General features: G+C 39.4%; 29 protein-coding genes. All 29 read left to right on the forward strand.

Translation table 11 applies throughout. The features are described from left to right. Nucleotides 1-67 precede the first annotated feature (67 nt). Entirely contained in the window at nt 68-412 is a 345-nt protein-coding gene (gene rplS, locus IRB43_RS04730; protein WP_094835657.1) for a 50S ribosomal protein L19, read from the forward strand. A 116-nt stretch (nt 413-528) separates the two neighbouring features. Then, nucleotides 529-1,065, forward strand: a complete 537-nt coding sequence (lepB, locus tag IRB43_RS04735) for a signal peptidase I (protein WP_203362285.1) — start codon at nt 529-531, stop codon at nt 1,063-1,065. Between the two features lie 33 nt (nt 1,066-1,098). Further along, nucleotides 1,099-1,962, forward strand: a complete 864-nt coding sequence (ylqF, locus tag IRB43_RS04740) for a ribosome biogenesis GTPase YlqF (protein ID WP_203362286.1) — start codon at nt 1,099-1,101, stop codon at nt 1,960-1,962. A 101-nt stretch (nt 1,963-2,063) separates the two neighbouring features. Then, complete coding sequence (locus IRB43_RS04745) at nt 2,064-2,825, forward strand: ribonuclease HII (protein ID WP_203362287.1); 762 nt, start codon at nt 2,064-2,066, stop codon at nt 2,823-2,825. 28 nt (nt 2,826-2,853) lie between these two features. Continuing rightward, the gene (locus tag IRB43_RS04750; protein WP_203362288.1) at nt 2,854-4,743 is read left to right on the forward strand and encodes a hypothetical protein; all 1,890 of its coding nucleotides are present in this window, start codon (nt 2,854-2,856) and stop codon (nt 4,741-4,743) included. Beyond that, nucleotides 4,740-5,012: an EscU/YscU/HrcU family type III secretion system export apparatus switch protein gene (locus IRB43_RS04755; RefSeq protein ID WP_203362289.1), complete on the forward strand. Its 273-nt coding sequence runs from the start codon at nt 4,740-4,742 to the stop codon at nt 5,010-5,012. Before IRB43_RS04750 ends, IRB43_RS04755 begins: the two co-directional genes overlap by 4 nt. A gap of 217 nt (nt 5,013-5,229) precedes the next feature. Further along, on the forward strand, nt 5,230-6,393 hold the full coding sequence (sucC, locus tag IRB43_RS04760; RefSeq protein ID WP_203362290.1) for an ADP-forming succinate--CoA ligase subunit beta: 1,164 nt from the start codon (nt 5,230-5,232) through the stop codon (nt 6,391-6,393). A 36-nt stretch (nt 6,394-6,429) separates the two neighbouring features. After that, nucleotides 6,430-7,332 carry a succinate--CoA ligase subunit alpha gene (gene sucD, locus IRB43_RS04765; protein ID WP_203362291.1) on the forward strand — a complete coding sequence of 301 codons (903 nt, stop codon included), beginning with the start codon at nt 6,430-6,432 and terminating at the stop codon, nt 7,330-7,332. A 154-nt stretch (nt 7,333-7,486) separates the two neighbouring features. After that, nucleotides 7,487-8,362, forward strand: coding sequence for a DNA-processing protein DprA (dprA, locus tag IRB43_RS04770; protein WP_203362292.1), 876 nt, complete (start codon nt 7,487-7,489; stop codon nt 8,360-8,362). A gap of 263 nt (nt 8,363-8,625) precedes the next feature. Beyond that, entirely contained in the window at nt 8,626-10,704 is a 2,079-nt protein-coding gene (topA, locus tag IRB43_RS04775; RefSeq protein ID WP_203362293.1) for a type I DNA topoisomerase, read from the forward strand. Nucleotides 10,705-10,831: 127 nt separating this feature from the next. Then, entirely contained in the window at nt 10,832-12,136 is a 1,305-nt protein-coding gene (gene trmFO / locus IRB43_RS04780; protein WP_203362294.1) for an FADH(2)-oxidizing methylenetetrahydrofolate--tRNA-(uracil(54)-C(5))-methyltransferase TrmFO, read from the forward strand. A 60-nt stretch (nt 12,137-12,196) separates the two neighbouring features. After that, complete coding sequence (gene xerC / locus IRB43_RS04785; protein WP_203362295.1) at nt 12,197-13,099, forward strand: tyrosine recombinase XerC; 903 nt, start codon at nt 12,197-12,199, stop codon at nt 13,097-13,099. A 15-nt stretch (nt 13,100-13,114) separates the two neighbouring features. Continuing rightward, the gene (gene hslV / locus IRB43_RS04790; RefSeq protein ID WP_203362296.1) at nt 13,115-13,660 is read left to right on the forward strand and encodes an ATP-dependent protease subunit HslV; all 546 of its coding nucleotides are present in this window, start codon (nt 13,115-13,117) and stop codon (nt 13,658-13,660) included. A gap of 13 nt (nt 13,661-13,673) precedes the next feature. Beyond that, nucleotides 13,674-15,086, forward strand: coding sequence for an HslU--HslV peptidase ATPase subunit (hslU, locus tag IRB43_RS04795; RefSeq protein ID WP_203362297.1), 1,413 nt, complete (start codon nt 13,674-13,676; stop codon nt 15,084-15,086). A 102-nt stretch (nt 15,087-15,188) separates the two neighbouring features. Next, nucleotides 15,189-15,968 carry a GTP-sensing pleiotropic transcriptional regulator CodY gene (gene codY / locus IRB43_RS04800; protein WP_203362298.1) on the forward strand — a complete coding sequence of 260 codons (780 nt, stop codon included), beginning with the start codon at nt 15,189-15,191 and terminating at the stop codon, nt 15,966-15,968. 333 nt (nt 15,969-16,301) lie between these two features. Further along, nucleotides 16,302-16,694 (forward strand): flagellar basal body rod protein FlgB, encoded by a 393-nt coding sequence (gene flgB / locus IRB43_RS04805; RefSeq protein WP_203362299.1) that lies wholly within the window; start codon nt 16,302-16,304, stop codon nt 16,692-16,694. Nucleotide 16,695: 1 nt separating this feature from the next. Further along, nucleotides 16,696-17,154: a flagellar basal body rod protein FlgC gene (gene flgC / locus IRB43_RS04810; RefSeq protein WP_203362300.1), complete on the forward strand. Its 459-nt coding sequence runs from the start codon at nt 16,696-16,698 to the stop codon at nt 17,152-17,154. A 14-nt stretch (nt 17,155-17,168) separates the two neighbouring features. Next, on the forward strand, nt 17,169-17,477 hold the full coding sequence (fliE, locus tag IRB43_RS04815; protein WP_203362301.1) for a flagellar hook-basal body complex protein FliE: 309 nt from the start codon (nt 17,169-17,171) through the stop codon (nt 17,475-17,477). 49 nt (nt 17,478-17,526) lie between these two features. Further along, nucleotides 17,527-19,116 (forward strand): flagellar basal-body MS-ring/collar protein FliF, encoded by a 1,590-nt coding sequence (gene fliF, locus IRB43_RS04820; RefSeq protein WP_203362302.1) that lies wholly within the window; start codon nt 17,527-17,529, stop codon nt 19,114-19,116. Nucleotides 19,117-19,128: 12 nt separating this feature from the next. Further along, on the forward strand, nt 19,129-20,142 hold the full coding sequence (gene fliG / locus IRB43_RS04825; RefSeq protein ID WP_203362303.1) for a flagellar motor switch protein FliG: 1,014 nt from the start codon (nt 19,129-19,131) through the stop codon (nt 20,140-20,142). Next, nucleotides 20,135-20,920, forward strand: coding sequence for a flagellar assembly protein FliH (gene fliH / locus IRB43_RS04830; protein ID WP_203362304.1), 786 nt, complete (start codon nt 20,135-20,137; stop codon nt 20,918-20,920). The genes fliG and fliH overlap by 8 nt, the downstream gene beginning before the upstream one ends. After that, nucleotides 20,917-22,242, forward strand: coding sequence for a flagellar protein export ATPase FliI (gene fliI / locus IRB43_RS04835; protein WP_203362305.1), 1,326 nt, complete (start codon nt 20,917-20,919; stop codon nt 22,240-22,242). Before fliH ends, fliI begins: the two co-directional genes overlap by 4 nt. Continuing rightward, nucleotides 22,242-22,688, forward strand: coding sequence for a flagellar export protein FliJ (gene fliJ / locus IRB43_RS04840; protein ID WP_203362306.1), 447 nt, complete (start codon nt 22,242-22,244; stop codon nt 22,686-22,688). Before fliI ends, fliJ begins: the two co-directional genes overlap by 1 nt. A 12-nt stretch (nt 22,689-22,700) precedes the next feature. Then, entirely contained in the window at nt 22,701-23,336 is a 636-nt protein-coding gene (locus tag IRB43_RS04845) for a MotE family protein (protein ID WP_203362307.1), read from the forward strand. A gap of 27 nt (nt 23,337-23,363) precedes the next feature. Beyond that, a complete protein-coding gene (locus IRB43_RS04850; RefSeq protein ID WP_203362308.1) occupies nt 23,364-24,587 on the forward strand; it encodes a flagellar hook-length control protein FliK in 1,224 nt (407 codons plus the stop codon). Nucleotides 24,588-24,595: 8 nt separating this feature from the next. After that, the gene (flgD, locus tag IRB43_RS04855; protein WP_203362309.1) at nt 24,596-25,231 is read left to right on the forward strand and encodes a flagellar hook assembly protein FlgD; all 636 of its coding nucleotides are present in this window, start codon (nt 24,596-24,598) and stop codon (nt 25,229-25,231) included. A gap of 49 nt (nt 25,232-25,280) precedes the next feature. Next, nucleotides 25,281-26,096 (forward strand): flagellar basal body rod protein FlgG, encoded by an 816-nt coding sequence (gene flgG, locus IRB43_RS04860; protein WP_203362310.1) that lies wholly within the window; start codon nt 25,281-25,283, stop codon nt 26,094-26,096. Nucleotides 26,097-26,159: 63 nt separating this feature from the next. Beyond that, nucleotides 26,160-26,381 carry a flagellar FlbD family protein gene (locus IRB43_RS04865; RefSeq protein WP_203362311.1) on the forward strand — a complete coding sequence of 74 codons (222 nt, stop codon included), beginning with the start codon at nt 26,160-26,162 and terminating at the stop codon, nt 26,379-26,381. Then, nucleotides 26,371-26,823, forward strand: coding sequence for a flagellar basal body-associated protein FliL (fliL, locus tag IRB43_RS04870; RefSeq protein ID WP_203362312.1), 453 nt, complete (start codon nt 26,371-26,373; stop codon nt 26,821-26,823). The genes IRB43_RS04865 and fliL overlap by 11 nt, the downstream gene beginning before the upstream one ends. Nucleotides 26,824-26,838 lie beyond the last annotated feature (15 nt).

The following is a 26,838-nucleotide window of genomic DNA, read 5'->3' on the forward strand; positions in this document are numbered from 1 at the left end:
TTAAAACGGTGTTCCGCTGGGGCGAATGATAGCCGATAAGAGCATCTGTTAGAAGGAGAGGAATATAATGCAAAAATTAATTCAAGAACTTACTCAAGAACAACTTCGTTCAGATCTACCATCTTTCCGTCCTGGAGATACAGTTCGCGTACACGTAAAAGTTATCGAGGGTACTCGTGAGCGTATTCAGGTATTTGAAGGGGTAGTTATCAAACGTCGTGGTGGCGGAATTAGCGAGACATTTACTGTTCGCAAAATTTCTTATGGTGTAGGTGTGGAACGTACATTCCCGCTTCATACACCAAAAATCGCTCAAATTGAAGTGATTCGCCGCGGTAAAGTTCGTCGTGCGAAACTTTACTACTTACGTAACCTTCGTGGTAAAGCTGCTCGTATTAAAGAAATTCGATAATGATGTAACATTTGCGAAAGGAGCTTGGAAACAAGCTCCTTTTTCAATCTCATTTACTTTTCTTGAAACGTTTTTACATGATATGATTGTAATATAAAAAATAGGTGGTGGTTATTTTGGCGAAGGAGAAAAACGAATTTTGGGAATGGACAAAAGCTTTTTTAATTGCAATTGGACTTGCAGCTATCATTCGATATTTTATCATTGCACCGATCGTTGTAGACGGGGAGTCCATGATGCCGACTTTGCACAATGGAGATTGGATGATTGTCAATAAAATCGGTGGTCCAGAGCGATTTGATATCGTTGTCTTCCATGCCCCAGAAAATAAAGATTATATTAAACGGGTGATAGGGCTTCCTGGAGATACGGTTGAGTATAAAAACGATAAATTGTACATTAATGGTAAATACTATGAGGAACCATATTTAGATGAATATAAGGCGAAAGAGCCTGGTCCGCTCACGCCAGATTTTACTTTAGAGGAAATAACGGGACGGAAAACAGTGCCTGAAGGAGAGATTTTTGTTCTTGGTGATAATCGCCTTTATAGCAAAGATGGACGCCACATCGGGACAGTCAGTATGGATGAAGTAGTCGGAAGTACAAATGTTGTTTTCTGGCCTCTAGGCAGCATGCGCTTAGTCGATTAACGAGACCTACATCATAGAGCGGAGGTAGAGCTTTTGACAATTCAATGGTTTCCCGGCCATATGGCCAAAGCAAGAAGAGAAGTAACAGAGAAATTAAAACTGGTTGATATTATATTTGAGCTAGTAGATGCTAGGCTTCCCATCTCATCTAGAAACCCAATGATTGATGAGATTATTCAGCAAAAGCCTCGACTAGTTCTGCTTAATAAGGCCGATTTAGCTGATCCGGCAATGACAACTAAATGGTTAGCTTATTTTGAAAAAGAAGGAATTAAAGCATTGCCGATCAACTCTCAAGCGGGTAGTGGGTTGCAAATGATTAGCAAAGCGGCTAAAGAAGTATTAAAAGAAAAACTTGAGCGCATGAAGTCCCGTGGAATTAGACCGAGAGCGATTCGGGCGATGATCGTCGGAATACCAAACGTCGGAAAATCCACATTGATTAACCGATTAGCTAAAAAAAATATCGCAAAAACAGGAAATATGCCAGGTGTTACAAAGGCTCAGCAATGGATTAAAGCCGGCAAAGAGATGGAGCTGTTAGATACACCAGGAATTCTTTGGCCGAAGTTTGAAGATCCTGAAACAGGGTATAAACTGGCATTAACCGGTGCAATCAAGGATGCGATTTTAAATTTGCAGGATGTTGCGGTATTTGCTCTCCGCTTTTTAGAAAGAAATTATCCTGAAAGATTAAAAGAGCGGTATGAGATGGAAGTGTTATTTGATGAAGTGGTCGATGTCTTTAACCATATCGGAAAATTAAGAGGTTGTTTAATCAGCAAATATGAAGTCGACTATGATAAAACAGCTGAGGTGATTATTCGTGATATTCGCGGAGAAAAACTCGGTAGGTTGACTTTTGATGATCCTGACTACCTTTTCCTTCCTCAATAACGAAAAGTAAAGGTCCTTAAAAAGGGCCTTTATTTCATTTCTGAGCATCCGATATAAAGAGAAAGCGTATTGAAGGCAATGATGTAAGAAAGGACAATAACATGGCACAATCTGTATCTGAAGTGAAAGCATTACTCAAAGAAATTCAATCGCAAGAAGATCCGCGTTTTAAACCGTTATTGGATGATTCCCGTAAAGGCGTTCAGCAAGCTTTGCGACAATGGTATAGAGCGCAGGAGAAATTGGAACAAGAGCGCCTGGAGTATCAGGAAATGTTGAAATACGAGCAACGATTAATCGATCAAGGAATGACTTATATAGCCGGGGTCGATGAAGTGGGACGAGGCCCGCTTGCCGGTCCGGTTGTTGCTGCTGCTGTCATCTTACCTATAAACTTTTATTTACCAGGATTAAATGATTCAAAGAAACTAAGTGAAACGAAAAGACAGCAATTTTATGATGTGATTATCGAACAAGCAGATGTGGGTATTGGGATTGTCTCTTCCGAAGAGATTGATCAGATCAATATTTATGAAGCAACTAAGCACGCGATGAAAAGAGCTATTTCTGCTCTTAAAACCTTGCCCGAGCATTTGCTGATTGACGCCATGAAACTGGATGTACCGATTAGTCAAACATCGATTATTAAAGGGGATGCACACAGTGTTTCGATTGCTGCGGCTTCAGTAGCAGCGAAAGTCACGAGAGATCGACTGATGAAGGAATATGCCGCTGTTTATCCGCACTATGGGTTTGAAAAGAATATGGGATACGGTACGAAAGAACATTTACAAGGATTGCAAACATTTGGGCCAAGTGATATTCATCGCAAAACCTTTGCACCTGTGAAAGAGATGCTTTAGGCGGAGAAATAATAAGGAGGGAGAAACCTTGAATATTGAGCTAACTTCAATGAATAAAAGTTTAGTCGGCAAGGAAAAGCCTTTGCAATTAAGCGAGGGGCAAATGTTTTCTGGAAAAGTGGTCAAAATTCTTTCACATGATATGGCAGAGATTATGGTTGGCTCTAATAAAATAATTGCTAAACTAGAAGCACCACTGCAAGCAGGCGAACGCTACTTGTTTCATGTTACCTCTGTTGAAAATGGACTTGAATTAAAGGTAATGTCCACTCCTAGTTCGTTGAAAGATAACATTCAGCAAATGACTGAGTCTATTTTAAAACAGCTAACGCTACCTCTCACGAAAGAAAATAAAGCCTTTGTGCAATTCATGATGAAGGAAGGATTACCGCTAACAAAGGATCTAGTGATAAAGACAGGAGAATGGTTGACCAAGTCCGGTATCAACGAAGGCATCCAAGCAATGAAAGTGATGATTGATCGTTCACTTCCATTTACAAAGGATATCTTTCAGGCACTAGTCAGCGCGCAATCTCCAGTTAGTTTCGGCAAGTTAACAGAACAGTTAGCCACAAACTTGCAAAATTTCACTAATCCTCCCGAGTCCGCTGTCCAGTTATTAAAAACGATTCAAGAATGGCGACAGCCAATTAACGCACGTACGATTCAACAGGCGTTGACGTCCCTAATAGAAATTGCTGCTCAATCTGATCGACCCAGCAGCGAAAAGAATGCAGCTCTTCAGCTATTAAAATCCGTCGGACTTGTTCCGAGTTCAGCTGCGACGATTGATGGGGCTTTAGAAACAGTTATTCAACAATGGAAGATACCGAATACTATGAGAGGAGAGTTGAGCGGAAATACCCAGAAGTTGCCGATTCATGCAGCGGTCAATGAGTTGCAGACTGCTGTGACTCAACTGCTGACAGAACCGAATAGTCAAACCGTTGAAAGAGTGAGACAAGCTTTGCTAAATCTGTCTCAGCAGTCTTCCGTCCCGCAAGAAACCTTGGATGAAATCGATTTGTTTATAGCCAATTTAAAGGGAAACAATCGGCCACAAGACCAGCTCCCGACCATGTTTAAACTAGCAGCAAAGCTGGTCAGCTTTCATGAGAATCAGTTAGAATCCGGGAGGGTGCTAGCGCTTCTTTTCAATCAAGAACCTGAGACTATTATGCAAAATTTTCGACAAGAAGCAGCTGCAATTTTAATGAAGCCACAAGCGTCATTGACTCCCGAGGAAGCGCTGTTTCAACAATTGTATGCATCCATCGACGATCAAGCCAGATTTCAAATGGTAGGAAAAGAGGCCTACGTTTTAATGAAGGAAGCTTTTACTGCGTTAGGGATCGATTTAGAGGCCATACTTGGGTCAAAAAGTGCAGGAGAGACGAATGTAGAACAAATGATGAAGACGCAGCTATTAACGTTGTTAGGAGAGGAAATTCCGCCAGCAACAAGAGACCTCGCTGAAAAAATGATCGGCCGCATGAATGCTCAACATATTTTGTCAGCGGAAAATGGCCCGCTTCAACAATTAATTATGCAGATACCCCTCAATTTATTCGGATTTCAAACAGATTTAACGTTGCAATGGTCGGGAAGAAAAAATGAAAATGGTCAGCTTGATCCTAACTATTGTCGAGTGCTTTTTTACTTAAATCTTGAACATCTACAAGAGATGGTCATTGATATGCAAGTACAAAACCGAATCATTAGTTTGCAAATTTTTAATGATACTCCGGGCATTCAAACGATGGCTACTCCGATGGTACCGGCTTTAAAAGCGGCCATAGAGTCAAAAGGTTATCAGTTGTCAACTGTGCAATTTAAACAATCACAACAAAAGAGCGTATCGCCTTTTGTCCAAGCCATGAATGAACAGACATATGCAGGGGTGGATATTCGAATATGAAACAAGCAGAAAAAAGAATGCAAGCAGCCGCCTTATCTTATCAGCCGGGGCAACATGCTCCGACGCTATTAGCGAAAGGAAAAGGAAAAATCGCTGAAAGTATTATTGAGAAAGCGAAGGAGCATAAGATTCCAATTCAGGAAGATCCGAACCTTGTGGAGCTTTTAGGTAAACTCGAAATCAATGAGTCGATTCCTGAGGAGTTATATCAAGCGGTAGCAGAAGTATTCGCTTTTGTTTATCGGCTTGATCAGCAGAGGAAAAAATAAAAAAACAGGTGTAAATTTTTTAATCTGGGACAACATAAAAAAGGCTGCGTTACTCACGGTTGATGCTTTAATAAAGTTCAAAAGCAATGAAACAATTAAGAAAAAATAAAAAATTGGAACAACAAACAAAAATATGTCCAAATTGTAGACATAAATAACGACTTTATATACAATGAAAGCGCAGTCTACTTTTTTTGAGATTGATAGGAGGATCAGTATGAATATCCATGAGTATCAAGGTAAAGAAATCCTCAGAAGTTACGGGGTAGCCGTTCCAAACGGTAAAGTTGCATTCTCTGTTGAAGAAGCAGTAGAAGCAGCGAAAGAATTAGGGACAGAAGTTTGTGTAGTTAAAGCGCAGATTCATGCAGGTGGCCGCGGGAAAGCAGGCGGAGTAAAAGTAGCAAAAAATATCGACGAAGTGCGTACATATGCAGAAGAAATTCTCGGTAAAACGCTTATCACACATCAAAATGCTCCAGACGGAACAGAAGTAAAACGCTTACTAATTGAAGAAGGCTGTGGTATTCAAAAAGAATATTACATCGGTCTTGTTCTTGATCGTGCGACTTCAAAAGTTGTGTTAATGGCTTCTGAAGAAGGTGGAACAGAAATTGAAGAAGTAGCAGCGGCTACTCCTGAGAAAATTTTCAAAGAAGTCATTGATCCAGTAACAGGGTTAATGCCATACCAAGCGCGTCGTATTGCGTTCAATATTAACATTCCGGCGCACCTTGTAAATAAAGCAGTGAAATTTATGATGGGTCTTTATACGGCATTTGTTGAAAAAGACGCTTCAATCGCTGAAATTAACCCATTAGTAGTTACTGGCGACGGTAATGTGATGGCGTTAGATGCGAAATGGAACTTTGATTCCAATGCATTATACCGTCATAAAGATATTTTAGAATATCGTGATTTAGCAGAAGAAGATCCAAAAGAAATTGAAGCATCTAAATACGACTTAAGCTATATCTCTCTTGATGGTAACATCGGTTGTATGGTTAATGGTGCAGGTCTTGCAATGGCAACGATGGACATCATTAAACATTATGGCGGAGACCCAGCTAACTTCCTTGATGTTGGTGGCGGCGCGACAGCTGAAAAGGTAACAGAAGCATTCAAAATCATTCTTTCTGACCAAAATGTGAAAGGAATTTTCGTTAACATTTTCGGCGGAATTATGAAGTGTGACGTAATCGCGACGGGCGTTGTTGAAGCGGCTAAACAAGTAGGTCTTTCTGTGCCATTAGTGGTACGTCTAGAAGGAACAAACGTTGACTTAGGAAAGCAAATTTTAAGTGAATCTGATATCAACATTGTAGCTGCTGAGTCTATGGCTGATGGCGCGCAAAAAATCGTTGAGCTTGTTAGCAAATAATTTCAGAGAGTTGACAATCGAAAGGCAGGTATAGGCATGAGTGTATTTATTAATAAAGATACGAAAGTAATCGTTCAAGGTATTACTGGTTCTACTGCTCTTTTCCATACAAAGCAAATGCTTGAGTACGGTACGAAAATCGTTGGTGGAGTAACACCGGGTAAAGGCGGAACAGAAGTAGAAGGAGTTCCTGTATTCAATACAGTGGAAGACGCTGTGAAAGCTACTGGAGCAAACGCTTCTGTCATTTACGTTCCAGCTCCATTTGCTGCAGATGCGATTGTGGAAGCGGTAGACGCTGAACTTGACTTAGTGATTTGTATTACAGAGCATATCCCAGTTCTGGATATGGTGAAAGTAAAACGCTATATGCAAGATAAGAAAACTCGCTTAGTTGGACCAAACTGTCCTGGTGTGATTACACCTGGCGAATGTAAAATTGGTATCATGCCTGGCTACATTCATACAAAAGGTCATGTGGGCGTTGTTTCCCGCTCTGGTACATTAACGTACGAAGCGGTTCATCAATTATCACAAGCTGGTATCGGTCAATCAACAGCTGTTGGAATTGGCGGCGACCCTGTAAACGGAACGGATTTCATTGATGTCTTAAAAGCATTCAATGAAGATCCAGAAACAAAAGCTGTCATCATGATCGGTGAAATTGGTGGAACAGCTGAAGAAGAAGCTGCATTATGGGTGAAAGAAAACATGACGAAGCCAGTTGTTGGCTTTATCGGCGGACGTACAGCACCTCCAGGAAAACGTATGGGCCACGCTGGTGCGATTATTTCTGGCGGAAAAGGGACAGCTGATGAAAAAATCCGCGTCATGAACGAGTGCGGCATTAAAGTAGCTGAAACACCATCAGTAATGGGTGAAACGTTAATCGAAGTCATTAAAGAAAAAGGTATTTATGACGAGTGCAAAACTCATTAATTTGTGCCTAATATAGGTGATAGCAGCCTCATATCGTAAGACATGGGGCTGTTTCTCTTATAAGTCATCATGTTGATTCTTGATGTGTCGGATGACTATTTTGGCTTATAAATAAGTCAAAAGCGGCATCATTAAAAAAGGGGGAGTTTGTCCTGTGGACCTGTTCACAAAAAAGCTTATTCACTTACAGCATTGTCCATCAATAGGTTGGAAATCCATCTATTTATTATTAAAACAAGATCCGTCTTTAGAAGGGTTGTATAATTATTCAACTTCCTATTATTCTTCCTTATTAAACATCCCAAATTCTCAATCCTCTCAGATTATTAAACACTTACAACAACCTATTGAACCCACTCTTAAACTATACAAATCAAAAAATATCTCCTTTATTCCTCTTTCTAGTGAAAAGTACCCCGAACTTTTATTGAATCTGCCACAGCCTCCTTGGGGATTGTACGCGTTAGGGGATCTCTCTTTGCTTTCAGCTGAACGAAAGTTGGCGATCGTTGGAGCTAGAAAAGCAAGTGAGTATGGCTTGCGGTCCATCCAATTGCTTATGCCTAAACTAGTAGAACATCATTGTGTCATCGTTAGTGGTTTAGCAAAAGGGATAGATACAATGGCTCATAAAGAAGCAATGAAACTATCTGGCCGTACTATAGCGGTGATCGCCGGCGGATTTAATCACTTGTATCCAGCAGAAAACATTGAGCTTGCTCGTCAAATGGCGAAATCTCAACTCATCCTATCAGAATATCCTCCTACTGTCCGCCCGGCAAAATGGCAATTTCCAGCTAGAAATCGAATTATAAGCGGTCTTTCACTTGGGACATTGGTTGTACAGGCTAGAAAAAGGAGCGGCTCGTTAATTACTGCCTATTGTGCTTTAGAACAAGGAAGAGAAGTATTTTGTATTCCAGGAAACATCACGGATCCTTTATCGGAAGGAACGAATGATTTAATCAATGATGGAGCGAAACTAGTAAGAACGAGTGAAGATATTTTAGACGAAATTATTAAAATTTGATGAAAATATAATGAAGAAACTCGGTATAACCGTCTCTTTTTGTGATTCTTTTTGGAAAGTTTTTAAAAAAAAGGTTGCAATTCTTTGTAATCTGTATTAAATTTTGCAAAAGAATCATGATTTTTAATTATAGAGAAGATGAAATAATTATACAGTGAAAACGAAATAGAAAAAATAAACGTAAATTCATTGACAATATTTATTCCGGCAGATAATAATGTTTGTTACATCTATTTATTTTCACCTCTAGGGGAGGTTTTTGTATGTCAGATTATTTAGTAATAGTGGAATCCCCTGCAAAAGCAAAAACGATTGAACGTTATTTGGGGAAGAAATATAAAGTGAAAGCATCCATGGGACATGTGCGCGATCTACCCAAAAGTCAGATGGGTGTAGATATAAATCATCAATATGAACCGAAATATATAACGATTCGCGGAAAAGGTCCCGTTTTAAAAGAATTAAAAACAGCAGCCAAAAAAGCAAAGAAAATTTATCTTGCAGCTGACCCGGACAGAGAAGGGGAAGCCATTGCTTGGCATTTAGCGCACAGCTTGAATTTGGATATTTCTTCGGACTGCCGTGTTGTTTTTAATGAAATTACAAAAGATGCTATTAAAGAGTCTTTTAAACATCCAAGACCGATTAACATGGATCTTGTTGATGCTCAACAAGCACGGAGAATATTAGATCGGCTTGTGGGCTATAACATCAGCCCTCTTCTTTGGAAGAAAGTCAAAAAAGGTCTTAGTGCAGGAAGAGTGCAGTCGGTGGCGTTACGACTAATTATTGACCGCGAAAAAGAAATTCAACATTTTCAACCAGAAGAATATTGGACGATTGATGCGAAGTTTTTGAAGGGACAAGATACATTCCAAGCGACGTTTTACGGGAAAGCTGGGAAGAAAGTAGCTCTGCAATCAGAGGAAGACGTGAAAGCCATCCTTTCAGCCATTCAAGGCAATGAATTTCAGCTGGCAAGTGTGACAAAGAAAGAGCGAAAAAGAAATCCGGCTCCACCATTTACGACATCATCTTTACAGCAGGAAGCAGCACGTAAACTGAATTTTAGAGCGAAGAAAACGATGATGCTTGCTCAGCAACTGTATGAAGGGATCGATCTCGGGAAAGAAGGAACAGTTGGTTTAATTACGTATATGAGAACGGACTCCACTAGGATTTCTGAAATAGCGCAAAAAGAAGCATACGATTATGTGAAAGGGACCCATGGGGAAGAGTTCACAACAAAAGCAGCGCCTAAAAAAGAAAAAAAACAATCGAATGCTCAAGATGCACATGAAGCGATTCGTCCTACGAGTATTTTAAAAGAGCCAAGCAGCCTGAAAAACTTTTTATCGAGAGATCAACTTCGCTTATACAAATTGATTTGGGAGCGATTCCTTGCTAGTCAAATGGCCCCAGCCGTGATGGACACGGTGAGTGCTGATGTAGTCAATGGGGAAATAACATTTCGTGCAACCGGTTCCAAAATTAAATTCCCTGGATTTATGAAGGTATACGTTGAAGGATCGGATGATGGACAAGAAGAAAAAGAAAAGCAATTGCCCAACTTAGAAGTGGGGGACAAGGTGACGTCGGAAGAAATTGATCCGAAACAGCATTTCACTCAGCCTCCACCAAGATACACGGAAGCCCGTCTTGTGAAAACACTTGAAGAACTTGGTATTGGCCGACCATCAACTTTTGCACCGACGCTAGATACGATTCAAAAACGCGGCTATGTTGCATTAGACAACAAACGCTTTGTTCCGACAGAGTTAGGTGAAATTGTTCATGAATTAATGGTTGAATTTTTCTCTGACATTATTGACGTAGAGTTTACTGCGAAAATGGAAAGAGATCTCGATGGAGTGGAAGAGGGACAAGTTGAATGGGTTCAGGTGATTGATGAATTTTATCAAGGGTTTGAGCAGCACTTAGTTAAGGCAGAAGCCGAGATGGAGCAAGTCGAGATTAAAGATGAACCAGCAGGTGAAGATTGTGAAGTTTGTGGTCATCCGATGGTCTTCAAAATGGGGAGATATGGGAAATTTATGGCTTGCTCTAATTTTCCTGATTGCCGAAATACAAAAGCTATTGTGAAAGAGATCGGTGTGAAATGTCCGAAATGTAAAGAAGGTAATATAATAGAAAGAAAAAGTAAAAAACGACGAATTTTTTACGGTTGCGATCACTTTCCAGAATGTGATTTTCTATCATGGGATAAGCCGATTGAAAGAAAATGTCCAAAATGCGAGCAATTGCTGATCGAAAAGAAATTGAAAAAAGGCGTACAGATTCAATGTACCAATTGTGATTATAAAGAGGAACCACAGACATAAAAGCGGGGAGAACCCGCTTTTTTCTGTTTTTTTAGTATATAATGCTTTTTTTATGGGAACGTCTGTTGTACAATGCTGTAGGGATATAATTGTACGTACCACTAATTATTCAGGAGGTTATGTAAAGATGGAGCAAACAGTTAACGTCATAGGTGCTGGTTTAGCAGGAAGTGAGGCTGCGTTTCAAATAGCAGAGAGAGGGATCAAGGTGCATCTATATGAAATGCGTCCAGTGAAGCAAACTCCTGCTCACCATACGGACAAGTTTGCGGAACTAGTATGTAGTAATTCATTGCGTGCAAATGGACTAACAAACGCTGTTGGTGTATTGAAAGAAGAAATGAGACATTTAAACTCTGTCATTATTTCTGCCGCGGATGATTGTGCCGTGCCGGCAGGAGGAGCGTTAGCTGTCGATCGGCATGAGTTTGCCGCGAAAGTAACAGAACGGGTAAAGAATCATCCGAATGTGACTGTGTTTCATGAAGAAGTGACAGAAATTCCAGAGGGGATTACTGTTATTGCTACTGGACCGTTGACTAGTCCAGCGTTGTCTCAAAAATTAAAGGAATTGACAGGCGAAGATTATTTGTATTTTTATGATGCAGCAGCACCTATTCTTGAAAAAGACAGCATAGATATGAATAAGGTATATTTGAAATCTCGTTACGATAAAGGGGAAGCAGCTTATTTAAACTGTCCGATGACGGAGGAAGAGTTCGATCGTTTTTATGAGGCATTAATTTCAGCTGAAACCGTTCCTTTAAAAGAGTTTGAAAAGGAAATATTTTTTGAAGGTTGTATGCCAATTGAAGTGTTGGCTAAGCGCGGCAAGAAAACAATGCTGTTTGGTCCGATGAAACCTGTCGGCTTGGAAGACCCGAAGACAGGAAAAAGACCTTATGCTGTTGTGCAGTTAAGACAAGACGATGCAGCAGGGACTTTGTATAATATAGTTGGGTTTCAAACGCACTTAAAATGGGGTCCGCAAAAAGAAGTATTGAGACTAATTCCAGGTCTTGAGGAAGCAGAAATTGTTCGTTATGGAGTAATGCACAGAAATACATTCATTAATTCTCCAAAAGTATTACAGCCGACTTATCAATTAAAAGAACAAGATCGTTTATTTTTTGCTGGTCAGATGACCGGAGTTGAGGGCTACGTTGAATCGGCTGCTAGCGGTTTAATTGCGGGAATCAATGCGGCGCAATTAGCAAAAGGAGAAGAACCATTAATTGCTCCTCCTGAAACAGCGATTGGCAGCATGGCTCGTTATATTACAACAGCGAATGAAAAAAACTTCCAACCAATGAATGCGAACTTTGGCTTATTTCCTGAACTTCCTGTTAAGATTAGGAATAAAAAAGAGCGCTATGAAGCTCATGCTACTCGAGCATTAGAAAAAATTCAAACTTTTGTGAAAAGTTTGTAAACTTTGTTGCGTGGGTTAAAGTAGTGTGATACTATGTAGTAGCCTTTGTGGGGTGTGTTCATGTCTACACTTTTCAATCATTATTTAAAGGATTTTATTGAATATTTACGGATCGAGAAAAATTACTCTGCTTATACAATAGACGGCTACACTCGAGATATTAATGAATTCTTTTTGTTCATGAATGAACAAGGAATAGTGACATTAGATCAGGTTGAGTATTTTAACGTGCGTGTGTATTTGACGAAACTTTATGAAAAACGGATGGCCAGGTCATCTATTGCCAGAAAAGTCTCCAGCCTGCGAAGCTTTTTTCGTTATTTAGTTCGGGAAAAAGTGGTGAAGGAAAATCCTTTTACTCTTGTTCAACAGGCAAAAAAAGGGGAAAAGCTACCTTCTTTTTTTTACGAAGAAGAAGTGGAAGAACTTTTTGTAGCATGCGAAGGAGACAGCCCGTTGCAAGTACGTAATAAGGCATTGTTAGAATTGCTTTATGCAACGGGGATACGCGTGAGTGAATGTGCAGCAATCGAGTTAAAGGATATTGATTTGGAGATGTCTGTCATGCTTGTTCATGGGAAAGGTCAGAAGCAGCGTTATGTACCTTTTGGCAGCTTTGCTCACCAAGCACTCGAAAGATACATATGTGAACAGAGAGAAGGGTTAATGAAATCTGTCGAAAAGCACGATTATTTATTCGTTAATCATCGAGGAGCTCCATTGACATCGAGAGGAATTCGCTATATATTAACAAAGCTTATGAGCAAGGCTTCGTTAACAGGTAAGATTCATCCGCATATGTTGCGGCATACCTTTGCTACTCATTTATTAAATAATGGAGCGGATATGAGGACGGTACAGGAATTGCTTGGCCATGCTCACTTATCTTCCACTCAAATTTATACACATATCACGAAAGAACATTTACGGAAAACATACGTATCACATCATCCGCGTGCCTAAAGGAGGTCTAAAGCGATGGAACAATTTCATGCAACGACAATATTTGCGGTGCAGCATAAAGGAAAGTGTGCCATGTCCGGAGATGGTCAGGTGACATTTGGAAATGCTGTAGTCATGAAACATACCGCTAGAAAAGTACGTAAATTATTTAATGGAAAAGTGCTTGCTGGCTTTGCTGGTTCAGTGGCCGATGCTTTTACTCTTTTTGAGTTATTTGAAAATCGACTTCAAGAGTACAACGGAAACTTGCAGCGTGCAGCTGTGGAACTTGCGAAAGAGTGGAGATCAGATAAGGTACTGCGCAGGTTAGAAGCGATGTTGATCGTGATGGATCAATCCAATCTGCTCTTGATTTCTGGCACAGGAGAAGTGATTGAGCCAGATGATGGGATATTAGCGATTGGTTCTGGCGGTAATTATGCTTTATCTGCTGGGAGAGCATTGAAGAAATTTTCCGGTGAGCATTTAACAGCTAAAGAAATCGCTAAAGCCGCACTTGAAATTGCTGGTGAAATATGTGTGTATACGAATGATAAAATCATTGTGGAAGAACTCGACTGAGGAGTGAATAAACATGGACAATAAATCATTACAACTGACACCTAGACAAATTGTCGAACGTTTGGATCAGTATATTGTTGGGCAAAAAGAGGCAAAAAAAGCGGTAGCGGTTGCGTTGCGAAATCGTTATCGCCGCAGCTTATTGCATGAAAAAATACGTGATGAAGTCATTCCTAAAAATATATTAATGATCGGCCCAACAGGAGTAGGTAAAACAGAAATTGCTCGTCGAATGGCTAAATTATCTGGAGCTCCTTTTGTAAAGGTAGAAGCGACAAAGTTCACAGAAGTTGGCTATGTTGGGCGCGATGTCGAATCCATGGTTCGTGACTTAGTGGAAACCGCTGTTAGAGTGGTCAAAGAGGAGCGGATCCAAGCTGTGCAGGAACCTGCAAAAGTCGCAGCTAATAAACGGTTAGTTGAGTTATTAGTGCCCTCAAAAAAGAAAACCGCTACGGTGAAAAACCCCTTTGAAATGCTGTTTGGCGGAAATGGGAATCAAGTAGATGCGAATCCGGATGATTCTTCAGAAGAAGTCACTATTCGGGAACAGCGAAGAACACTGGCTGATCGACTAGCACGTGGTGAGATGGAAGAGGAAATGGTAACCATTGAAGTGGAAGAACAGCCTCCTTCGATGTTTGATATGTTCCAAGGCTCAGGTATGGAACAAATGGGAATGAATATGCAAGATGCACTTGGCAGTTTAATGCCTAAAAAGAAAAAGAAAAGAAAATTGACGGTGAAAGAAGCGCGCAAAGTATTAACGATGGAAGAAGCACAAAAGCTTATTGATATGGATGATGTAACGCAGGAAGCCGTGAATCGTGCGGAACAAACAGGGATCATTTTTATTGATGAAATCGATAAAGTAGCTGCTAAAGGTGCGGCCTCATCATCGGGAAGTGTCTCAAGAGAAGGAGTGCAAAGAGACATTTTACCAATTGTTGAAGGATCAACAGTTGTTACTAAATATGGCTCCATCAAAACGGACTTTATTCTGTTTATTGCAGCAGGAGCTTTTCATATGTCAAAACCATCCGATTTAATTCCTGAGCTCCAAGGGCGTTTTCCTATTCGTGTCGAATTACAAAAACTAGCTGTTGAAGATTTTGTTCGAATACTTATCGAACCGGATCATGCATTATTAAAGCAATATCATGCATTATTGGAAACAGAAGGTATAGAAATTGAATTTTCTGACGATGCTATTCGTAGAATTGCTGAGATTGCCTTTGAAGTCAATCAAAACACGGATAATATCGGTGCTCGCAGACTTCATACGATTATGGAAAAGTTGCTTGAAGATTTATCCTTCGAAGCTCCTGATATTACATTGGAGAAGATCACCATTACCTCTCAGTATGTTAATGAGAAGCTAGAGGTAATTTCACGTAATAAAGACTTAAGTCAATTTATATTATGATGTTTCAAAATACTCATAATAAGGGTAATATGAACTGTATGTAAAAAATGAAGTACTAGGATCGACTGTACAGTATTCAGTCACTTGTAGGAGGATTTAATTATGAATTTATTAGATAAAACAAGAAAGATTAATAAAATGCTGCAAAATGCTGCTGGGAAGTCAGTGAATTTCAAAGAAATGGCAGAGTCTTTATCTGAAGTTATTGAAGCAAACATTTTCGTTGTTAGCCGTCGTGGTAAATTGTTAGGGTTTGGTGTGAATCAACAAATCGAGAATGAGCGCATGAAGAAAATGTTAGCTGAGCGTCAATTCCCTGAAGAGTACACAAAAAACCTTTTTAATATTCAAGAAACTTCTTCAAATTTAGATGTAAACAGTGAGTATACGGCATTTCCTATCGAAAATAAAGAACTATTTAAAAATGGCTATACGACTATTGTTCCAATCAGCGGTGCTGGAGAACGTTTAGGAACTTTAGTTCTTGCCCGTCTTGAAGAACAATTCCATGAAGATGATCTGATTTTAGCAGAATATGGTGCAACGGTAGTAGGAATGGAAATTCTTCGCGAGAAAGCAGAAGAGATTGAAGAGGAAGCAAGAAGCAAAGCAGTTGTTCAGATGGCTATTAGTTCATTATCTTATAGTGAATTAGAAGCGATTGAGCACATTTTTGAAGAATTAGATGGGAAAGAAGGTTTGCTAGTGGCATCTAAAATTGCTGACCGGGTAGGTATTACACGTTCAGTGATTGTGAATGCGCTTCGTAAATTAGAAAGTGCTGGTGTGATCGAATCTCGCTCATTAGGTATGAAGGGAACATATATTAAAGTGCTAAACGACAAGTTTTTAATGGAGCTCGAAAAATTAAAATCAAACTAATATAATAAATAGAATAAAAAACCACCTGTAAAAAACAGGTGGTTTTTTATTGGATTTTACTAAATTTGTGCTTTTTATCATTTGTTGTTTATAGGAATTTGTGATTAAATAAGGATATATGATTCCAAAAAAATGGGTTTATTATACCTAATGTCCTAAATCTAAGTTCTCGTATATTGTTTTTAAAAAAAAAATAATAATTTTTGTGAATTATAATGTGAAAACATCATATTTGTAGTATATTTATTGACATAATTTTTAAATGTAATTGTCTAAATATACGTAAATACGTCGAATTTATATCATAAAATCATAAAGTTGGAGTGATGGTAAGTGAATTTATTTGGTGGGTCTTTCGTATCCTTAGAGAAAGGATTGAATTATTCAGCACTGAAGCAAAAAACGTTGGCAAATAATATTGCTAATGCGGATACACCTAACTATAAAGCAAAAGATGTGAGTTTTAAAAAAGTGTTTGCTGAGACGATCAGTGAGCAAATAACAGCTAATCGCACAGATTTTCGTCATTTTGAATTTCAATCAAGCGGTCAGCATCCTGCTATTGTGACGAAACAAAATGTGTCTTACAACCAAAATGGCAATAGTGTAGATGTGGATAAAGAAATGTCGGATTTAGCGACCAATCAAATCTATTTTAATGCGCTTGCTGATCGAATGGCTGGGAAGTTTACTTCTCTTACAAATGTAATTAAAGGAGGAAAGTAACATGTCCATGTTCCAAAGCATGAACATTACTTCATCAGCTTTAACAGCTCAAAGATTAAGAATGGATGTCGTTTCTTCTAATATGGCTAATATGGAGTCTACTCGTGCAAAATTAGTAGATGGGAAATGGCAGCCATATCAACGGAAGTCTGTTGTGTTACAGCCAAAACAAGGGCAGTTTGCTAATTTTTTGCATAAAGCGATGGGCAAGCAAATAAATGGTGTAGGCGATGGAGTGAAAGTGACTAAAATTATTGATGATAACGTCACTCCTTATAAAATGATTTATGATCCAAGCCATCCGGATGCGAATGAGGAAGGGTATGTACAAATGCCTAATGTAGATCCATTAAGAGAAATGGTAGATTTGATGTCTGCGACAAGGTCGTATGAGGCTAATGTAACAGTATTCAATTCATCTAAGTCGATGATGATGAAAGCGTTAGAAATCGGGAAATAATGGAGGTTAAATGAATGGCTATCGAATCGATTCAGGGAGTGTCCCCTTTTATAAAAACAAATGCGATAGACAGTAGTAAAAAAGTTTCACCCAGTGAAGCACAAGAGAGTTTTGCTAGTGTGCTTAAGAACTCAATTAATGAATTGAATAAATCAGAGACAAAATCAACACAAATGACGGATAAATTAATTCGTGGAGAAAATGTTGATCTTCATCAAGTACTCATCGCAAGTCAAAAAGCAAGTATTTCTATGCAACTGACAATGGAAGTAAGAAATAAAGTAGTTGAAGCTTATCAAGAGATCATGAGAATGCAAATGTAATAGAATATAAAAAATTTGCAATTAGCAGTGAATTAACCGGGGGATTGTGATGAATGATAAATTTAGTCAGCAAGTAAATCGAGTGAAAGAATACTGGAATAGCCGAACGAAAAAGCAAAAAATCATAGGTATAAGCGCTTTTTTACTGTTTGTCACAGCTATTACTGTAACAGTCCTTCTTGCAACGAAAAAGAATATGGTTCCACTATATAGTGATCTTTCCCCGACTGAGATTGGAGCAATTAAGGAAAATCTAGATGGGCGAGGAGTTAAATATGAGATCACGGAAGGTGGAACAGGAATTCTTGTTCCGCAAGAAGCAGTAGACACCTTAAAAGTGGATCTGGCGGCTGAAGGACTCCCGAAATCAGGAAATATTGATTATAGTTTCTTTAGTGAAAATGCCGGTTTTGGGATGACAGATAACGAGTTTAACATCATGAAGATTGATGCTATGCAGACTGAATTAGCTCAGCTCATGACAGGAATTGAAGGGGTACGAGATGCAAAAGTAATGATCACTCTCCCTGAAAAAGATGTATTTATTAAGGAGAATGGAGAAAAAGCCTCTGCGTCAGTCGTATTAAATACCGAACCAGGATATCAGTTTGATGAAAAGCAAATTAAGTCCTTGTATCATTTAGTGTCTAAAAGCGTACCGAATTTACCGACAGAAAATATCGTGATTATGAACCAAAACTTCGAATACTTTGATATTCAAAATGGGGATTCATTATCTGGAAATAGCCTTGTTCAGCAAATGGATGTGAAAAGGCAAATTGAACGCGATATCCAGCGTCAAGTTCAAAATATGCTCGGCACGTTAATGGGACAAGGGAAAGTGGTCGCATCCGTTACGGCCGATATTGACTTTACACAAGAAAAAAGAGAAGAGAATCTTGTTACTCCTGTAGATGAAGACAACATGGAAGGCATTCAAATCAGTGCTCAACGGATTACAGAAACGTTTACCGGTAATGGGACGCCTGCTGGTGGTGTTCCGCAAGGAGAAGATCCTGCTGATGCACTCGGCTCTACTTACATGCAAGGGGCCGGAGAATCAGGAGATTACGAACGAACAGAAGAGACCATTAATAATGAAGTGAATCGCATTCGTAAAGTGATTACCGAAAGCCCTTATAAAATTAGAGATTTAGGTATTCAAGTGATGGTGGAACCGCCTAAATCAAACGATCCTGACTCACTTCCGCAAGAGCGGGTAGATGATATTGAACAAATGCTTGGAACGATCGTTCGCACATCTATTGACAAAGGGTATGGAGAAGCACTTACTGATCAAGACGTAGAGGATAAAATTTCTGTTTCTGTTCAGCCATTTAAAGGAAAGGTTGATTTTAAAGAGGAAGCTCAGCCTTTACTACCTTGGTGGGCTTATGTTATTGGTGGAATTTTATTAGCTGTGATTGGTTTGTTAATTTTCCTAATGATTCGCTCGCGTAGAAATGAAGAGGATGACGAGGAAGAGTTGGAAGACAGGTTAGAACTTCCAGAGACGATTGCTGACATTGAACAAATAACAGATGAAGGATCTGTGAAAAGAAAACAATTGGAGAAAATGGCAAAAGATAAACCGGAAGAATTCGCTAAATTACTACGATCATGGTTATCAGAGGATTAGGAGGGGTTGGATGTGGTCGTGAGAGACAAAAAATTAACAGGTAAACAAAAAGCAGCCATTCTTCTTATTTCTCTTGGTCCTGACGTCTCTGCGTCAGTATATAAGCATTTGTCTGAAGAGGAGATCGAACGTTTAACTTTAGAGATTTCTGGGGTTAAGAAGGTTGAATCGGAAGTAAAAGAAGAAGTATTTGAAGAGTTTCATAACATTGCGCTGGCCCAAGACTATATTAGTCAAGGTGGAATTGGTTATGCCAAAACCGTTTTAGAGAAAGCTCTTGGGAAAGACCAAGCGCAAATGATTATTAATCGGCTAACGTCTTCCTTGCAAGTCAGACCTTTTGATTTTGCAAGGAAAGCGGATGCTAGCCAAATATTGAACTTTATTCAAAATGAACATCCGCAAACAATCGCTTTAATTTTATCTTATTTAGATCCGCAACAAGCAGGCCAGATTTTATCTGAGCTGCCTCAAGACATGCAAGCGGATATTGCTAAACGGATTGCTATTATGGATAGCACATCTCCTGAAATTATTAATGAAGTGGAAGCGATTCTTGAGAGAAAGTTAAGTGCAACGGTGACTCAAGACTATACACAGACGGGCGGAGTAGAAGCGGTTGTCGAAGTATTGAATGGGGTAGATCGTTCAACGGAGAAAACGATTTTGGATGCGCTTGAAATTCAAGATCCAGAATTAGCAGAAGAAATTAAGAAACGTATGTTTGTCTTTGAAGATATTGTTACGTTGGATAACCGATCTATTCAGCGTGTTATTCGCGATTGTGAAAACGAAGATTTATTGCTTTCTCTAAAAGTATCTAGCGAAGAAGTGAAAGATGTCGTATTCCGCAATATGTCTAAACGGATGGTTGATACCTTTAAAGAAGAGATGGAGTATATGGGGCCTGTTCGTCTCCGTGATGTAGAAGAATCTCAATCCCGCATTGTAGCTACTATTCGTAGACTAGAAGAAGCTGGTGAAATTATCATCGCGCGTGGCGGAGGGGATGATATTATTGTCTAGGCTAATTAAATCTCAGCGAACAGAAATACAAATAGAATCCGAAAAAATAATTGAAATAAAAGTCATTCAGTCAGAGAAAGAATTGGACACAGAACAACAGAAAGCAGAAAGTCAGCAAACGGCTTGGTTAGAAGCAGAAAAGCAGAAAAAATTAGATGAAGCCTATATAGAGGCCAATTCAATGATCCAACAAGCCAGAGAAGAAAGTGAAAAAATTCGAACGCAAGTGAATGAAGAAAAGCAAGCCTGGGATGAAGAAAAAAAACGATTAATAGCGGAAGCTCATGAGGAAGGTGTAACAGTCGGCATTCAAGAAGGCCAGCAATTGGGCTACAGTGAATACGAACAACTAATTAAAGCAGCGAAACAAACGGTAGCTAGTTCGCAGCAAGAATATCAAAATAATGTACAGCAAGCAGAAAAGACGATTGTACATTTAGCTATGCAAGTCGCTGAGAAAGTGTTGCGACAGGTAGTAAAGGAGCAACCAAACACATTCCTTCCTGTTGTCCAACAAGCGTTAAAGGAAGTATATGACCAAAGAGAAATTCAAATTCATGTTCACCCTATTCATTACCCGCTTGTTGTTGAACAAAAAGCAGAACTTGAAGCGATGTTTCCTGTCGATACGCTTGTTTACATTTATCCGAATGAGGAGCTTCAAGAAAACGGCTGTTACATTGATACGAAACAAGGAAGAATTGATGTTGGAATTGATAGTCAGCTATGGCAGTTAAGAACACAACTATTCGAACTTCTTGAAGGTGAAAAGCAGTGAATATAACGACATTGTCCTCCAAAATAGAACAGCTAGACACGTATAAAAGATATGGTCGAATTAAACGAGTAATAGGACTTATGATAGAATCTCAAGGACCGAAAGCTTCAATTGGTGATGTTTGTTATATTTATCCGAATAAAGAGGAACAACCGAAAAATTGCATTCCTGCAGAAGTGATCGGATTTAAAGAAGAAATGGTCGTTTTAATGCCTTATGGGGACATTAATGATATTTCTCCCGGGAGTTTAGTTGAGAACTCAGGTCAGTCGCTTGAAGTGAAAGTAGGCCCAGCTTTAATAGGGAAAGTTATTGACTCTATGGGAGAACCTTTAGATGGCACTTCCTTACCGAAGTCATTGACAACGGTAGGGACAGAAAAGAAGCCGCCTAACCCATTAAGCAGACCGCCCATTAACGAGAAGTTAGAAGTGGGAGTAAGAGCGATCGATAGTTTATTAACAGTGGGAAAAGGGCAACGAATTGGGATCTTTGCAGGTAGCGGTGTCGGAAAGAGTACCTTGCTCGGAATGATTGCTAGAAACACGACTGCCGATATTAATGTGATCGCTTTAATCGGTGAGCGTGGAAGAGAGGTTCGCGAATTTGTAGAAAGAGACCTGGGTCCTGAGGGACGAGCCCGCTCGATTATTGTGGCAGCTACTTCTGATCAACCGGCATTAATGAGAATTAAAGGCGCGTTTACCGCTACCGCAATTGCTGAGTATTTTCGAGACAAAGGCTTAAACGTCATGTTAATGATGGATTCTGTGACCCGCGTGGCTATGGCACAGCGGGAAGTAGGCTTAGCTGTAGGTGAACCGCCTGCTACAAAAGGGTATACTCCTTCTGTGTTTGCGATTATGCCGAAATTGCTTGAACGGACAGGCACTAATCACCATGGAACCATTACCGCCTTTTATACGGTATTAGTTGATGGAGATGATATGAATGAACCAATTGCTGATGCCGTTCGCGGAATTCTTGACGGACATATTGTGCTAGATCGAGAGCTTGCGAATAAAGGCCAATATCCGGCGATTAATGTATTAAAAAGCGTCAGTCGATTAATGAGCCATTTAGCTTCTAAGGATCATAAACAAGCTGCCATCATGATAAGAGAATTGATGAGCACATACTTGAACTCTGAAGATTTAATCAATATTGGTGCCTATAAAAAGGGATCATCGGCTGAAATTGATCGGGCGATTGATTATTACCCGAAGATTATCTCCTTTTTAAAGCAGCAAACAGATGAAAAAGTAACATTAGAGGAAAGCATTCAATCTCTCATTCAGCTAGCTGAAAAAGGAGAATGGTAATGGTAACTTATCGCTATAAATTTGAAAAGATTTTACAAATAAGAGAACAAGAAAAAGAAGAAATGCAAAATAGCTATATGGAATCGGTGAAGAAATTTGAGGAAGCCGCTGAAAAGCTCTATAAGCTTTTAAAGAAAAAAGAAGAGCTCATTGATTATCAAGAAAAGAAAATGGGCAGCGGCTTTTCCATCTATGAGGTTCAGCATTATCAACAATTTGTCTCCAATCTTGAGAAAACGATTGCTTTTCAACAACAAATTGTAATTCGAGCGCGCAATCAAATGCAATGGTGTGAACAGCAATTGCAGGAAAGAAATATTGAAGTGAAAAAATATGAAAAAATGAAAGAGAAAGATTTTAAGAAGTTTAATGCAAGTTTGCTTATGGCGGAGCAGCACCAAATGGATGAAATTTCAACGATCCAATTCATGAACCAAAGAAATTAGGTGAGAGCGATTATGGCAAGAAAAAAGAAAAAAGAAAAGGCAGAACAAGAAACCGAGAGCAAGACGAGTAAATTTCAATGGCTTCTTTTTGCAATTGTGATTCCTCTCCTTTTCGCAGTAACCGTTTCACTAATTGTTATGACGGTCGCCGGCGTGAATATTTTTGATAAGGCCAAGGAGCTTGGGGGAAGTGTTCCAGGCGTCTCTTCCATGATTGATAGTGAATCGTCCAAAGACAGCAAAGTAGCTAAAAGTCGTCTCGTTTCCTTACAGGCAGAAGTGGAAGAACAAAAAGCAGAAATTGAAAAATTACAAAAAAAGTTGGATGCTTCTGATAAGGAAATAGAGAAATTGTTAACTGAAAAAGATCGATTAGAGGTTGAATTGGAACAACAGCAAAAACAACAAGAAGGCAGTAGAGATGGCCAGCCAGGCGATAAAAGCAAATCAAACGATAAAGACGGTAACCCGTTGATTGATACATATGAATCAATGGCACCGAAGAACGTCGCGAATATTATCGTCAATTTATCTGATGCTGAAGCAGTAAATATCATTTCAGCGATGAGTACAGATAAGCAAGCCAAGATCTTAGAGAAACTCCCGCCAGAAAAAGCTGCAAAGTATACGAAAATGCTGGCTCAATGAGAAAGAAGACATCGAGGTGACCAATAGATGATAGGTGTAGGAAATATATTTTTGGGTGGTTTACAGACGAACCAAGTCGCATCACCTAAGCAAGCAGGGCTTGGGGCTACATTTCAATCGATGTTAAGTGCTGAAACAAGTGTAGCTATGCCAAGTGATCTAGGACAGCTATTGGAAGCAATGAAACAAATTCTTACTGCAAAAAGTATTGACGAATTGCCGGGGCTGGCTTCAGGGAGCAAGGCAGTAGCGGAGGAATGGATGTCTGATGGTCAGATGCCTTCTTTTGAAGAAGTTGCTTTGTTTCTTGGAATGAATGCGACGGAGTTAACAAGTATGGTTGAGAAGCTGATGAAACAGCTGACAAATATAAGAATGGAAAATGTGACAATAGTAAAAGAAGCACCGATTAACGGAAATGACTCAAAAGAAACAGATGAAATAGATATGAGTCAATTGCTCAATGCAATCCAATTACTAACGGTTACTTCGCCTAATGATTGGCCTAAAGGTGAAGGGAAATTAGTCCAAACATTGTTACAAGCAGCAAAAATTTGGGGGTTTTTTGGTGAAAAGGCAGATAGCATGGCCGTTACGAAAGAGCAACAGCAAGTATTAAAAGGTATGTTGAAAGAACTTGCTGGTAAATTAGAGGGTGTGTTGCAGCAGGCTTTTAAAAACTATCAATCTGTCAGTGAGGAGCAATCATCACCTGCCGTGATGAAAACAAATCAAACTATGCCTAAAGAAGGCATAATCGTTCCATCTGTTTTTCATCCAGTTTCCAAAATAGAAACTTTAACAATGATGGTATCAACGAATCCGAAGCCTATGAATATGGAACAGTTTATCGAAAAATTTTCGCAAATCCTTGGCAATTCTAACTTAATGAAAACGCCAAATGGCAATCGGTTACTGATTAAGCTTTATCCAGAGCAACTTGGTAGTTTAAGAATTGAGTTGTTACAGCAAAATGGTGTCATGACAGCAAAGATCCTTTCTTCGACTTCTATGGTGAAAGATTTATTTGAGCAACATGTTCATAGCTTAAAGCATGCTTTTAATCAACAAAATATCACGGTGGACAAAATTGAATTGGCCCATAGTCAAGCGGATCCGCAAAAGTTTGATCGTTCCTCTCAGCAAGAACAACAAACGAAGCGTGAGCAGCCACAGCCGCAACAACAAACAGAAACCGAAGACCAACCGATAGAAGAATTTAAAGATGTACTAGAAAATATGGAAGTTTAGGTGATGGCATGTCTAAAATCGACCCAAGTCTATATTTACCGAATAAGCCAAATGAAAGAAAGACAGGAAATAGCAGTCTTGGAAAAGATGAGTTTTTAAAAATCTTAATGGTACAGCTGCAAAACCAAGATCCATTAAGTCCAATGGAAGATAAAGACTTTATTGCACAAATGGCTACCTTCTCCTCACTTGAACAGCAAGTGAATATGACATCAGCCATAAAGGAACTGGTGCAAATGCAACAGGCATCACAAATGATTAGCTACAATTCATTTGTTGGCAAAGAGGTCACTTGGCATAAAATTGAGCCTAATAAGGACAATCCTGAGGAGAAGCCAGTTGTCACAGAAGGCACAGGTAAAATTGTCTCTGTTCAGTTCAAAGATGGTGGAGTCGAGTTTACGCTGGCAGATGGCACGAAGCTAGAACCGGGCAATATCTCTGAGATTAAAGGCGGAACAAGCGCAAGTGGCAATTCGCTCGTTGAAGCAAGCCAACTCATCGGTCATAAGGTCACATGGGAGAAAGACGGAGCGGAACAAACAGCGACCGTTCAATCCGTATCACTGAAAGATGGCACTACTTGGCTCCATTTAAGCAATGGCCAAAAAATTGCTTCATCGGCGTTAACTAAAATTGAATAATAACAAATGTTAAAAAAACAGTTCGAAAATCGAAAGGGGAAATTCAATTATGCTACGCTCCATGTACTCAGGAATCAGTGGAATGAAAGGTTTTCAAACGAAATTAGATGTCATCGGGAATAATATTGCCAATGTTAACACGTTTGGGTTTAAAAAAGGTCGTGTTGTTTTTAAAGATATGGTCAGTCAGCAAATATCAGGAGCTAGTGCGCCTTTAGGTACAACACGAGGAGGAACGAATCCACGTCAAGTTGGGCTTGGTTCACAATTAGCGGCGATTGATACAATGCAAACGCAAGGAAGTACGCAAACAACGTATCGTACACTAGATTTAGCTATTTCTGGTGACGGATTTTTCCAAGTAAAAGATGGAACTAACACATTATACACAAGAGCAGGAAATTTCTATCTGGATAAATCAGGGAATTTAGTAACTAGTGATGGACTTTTTGTTCAAGGGACGACTGGAACAACAACAACTGTTGGGAATATTGTGATACCAAATCCTGATACAGTTAAAGATTTGAGCATCGGGGCTGATGGTAAAGTGACTTATACAGATGCTGCTGGAACTTTACAGACAGCTGGAACGATTCAACTAGCTAAATTTCCAAATCCGGATGGTTTAATGAAGGTTGGGGGCAATTTGTTTGAAGAAACGCCAAACTCAGGTGCTGCAACAGCTACAATACCTGGAACAGGCGGTGCTGGCACAATCGTTGCCGGTACACTAGAAATGTCCAACGTCGATCTTTCTGAAGAGTTCACAGAAATGATCGTGGCGCAGCGTGGATTCCAGGCAAATACTCGTATTATTACGACGTCTGATGAGATTTTGCAAGAATTGGTTAACTTAAAACGATAATGGATCATTTTTACACATAGGGGAGGGGCCAGGGTTGGAGTGTCGCTTCAGCCCTGAAACATATTGATTAATGTGACGAGATTAAACGGCAAGTCGTTTTTGTTAAATGCCCTTTATATTGAGACGGTGGAAAGCTTTCCTGATACGACGATTACGCTTTCTAACGGAAAGAAATTTCTCGTTCGTGAGTCGGAGGATGAAGTGAGAAAACGGATGGAGGAGTTTTATCGTCGCGTTCATCTTTTAGGAAAATTAGATATAGGAGAGGATCGGGATGGAGACTGAAACACAAGAAGTAAAAAGCAAAAATAAGCTTTTAACGATAATGCTTGTTCTCTTAACGGTTATTTTATTAGTAGGTACAGTTGCCGTTATTATTATTTTAAAATCTTCAAATGAAGGCAGTGCAAAAGAACCAACGATTGATGAAGTCATTGAATCATCGGTGGATATACCTGAATTGACAACGAATTTAGCCTCTGATGATTATATTCGCATTTCTTTTAAAATCCAAACGGATAGTAAAGATGCGATGGAGGAAATGACAAAGCGCGATTTCCAAGCAAAAAATATTATTATTAAGCAACTGTCTGAGATGAAGGCAGAAGAATTGAAAGGAAGTAAAGGAAAAGAACAGTTAACGGAACAATTAAAAATGGAATTAAACGACATTATGCAGGATGGAAAAGTTCTTGAAGTGTATATCACCTCTTATATCATCCAATAATGAATTCATTTGACG

It is taken from the genome of Bacillus sp. REN10, assembly GCF_016820555.1.
Classification (GTDB): Bacteria; Bacillota; Bacilli; order Bacillales; family Domibacillaceae; genus Bacillus_CE.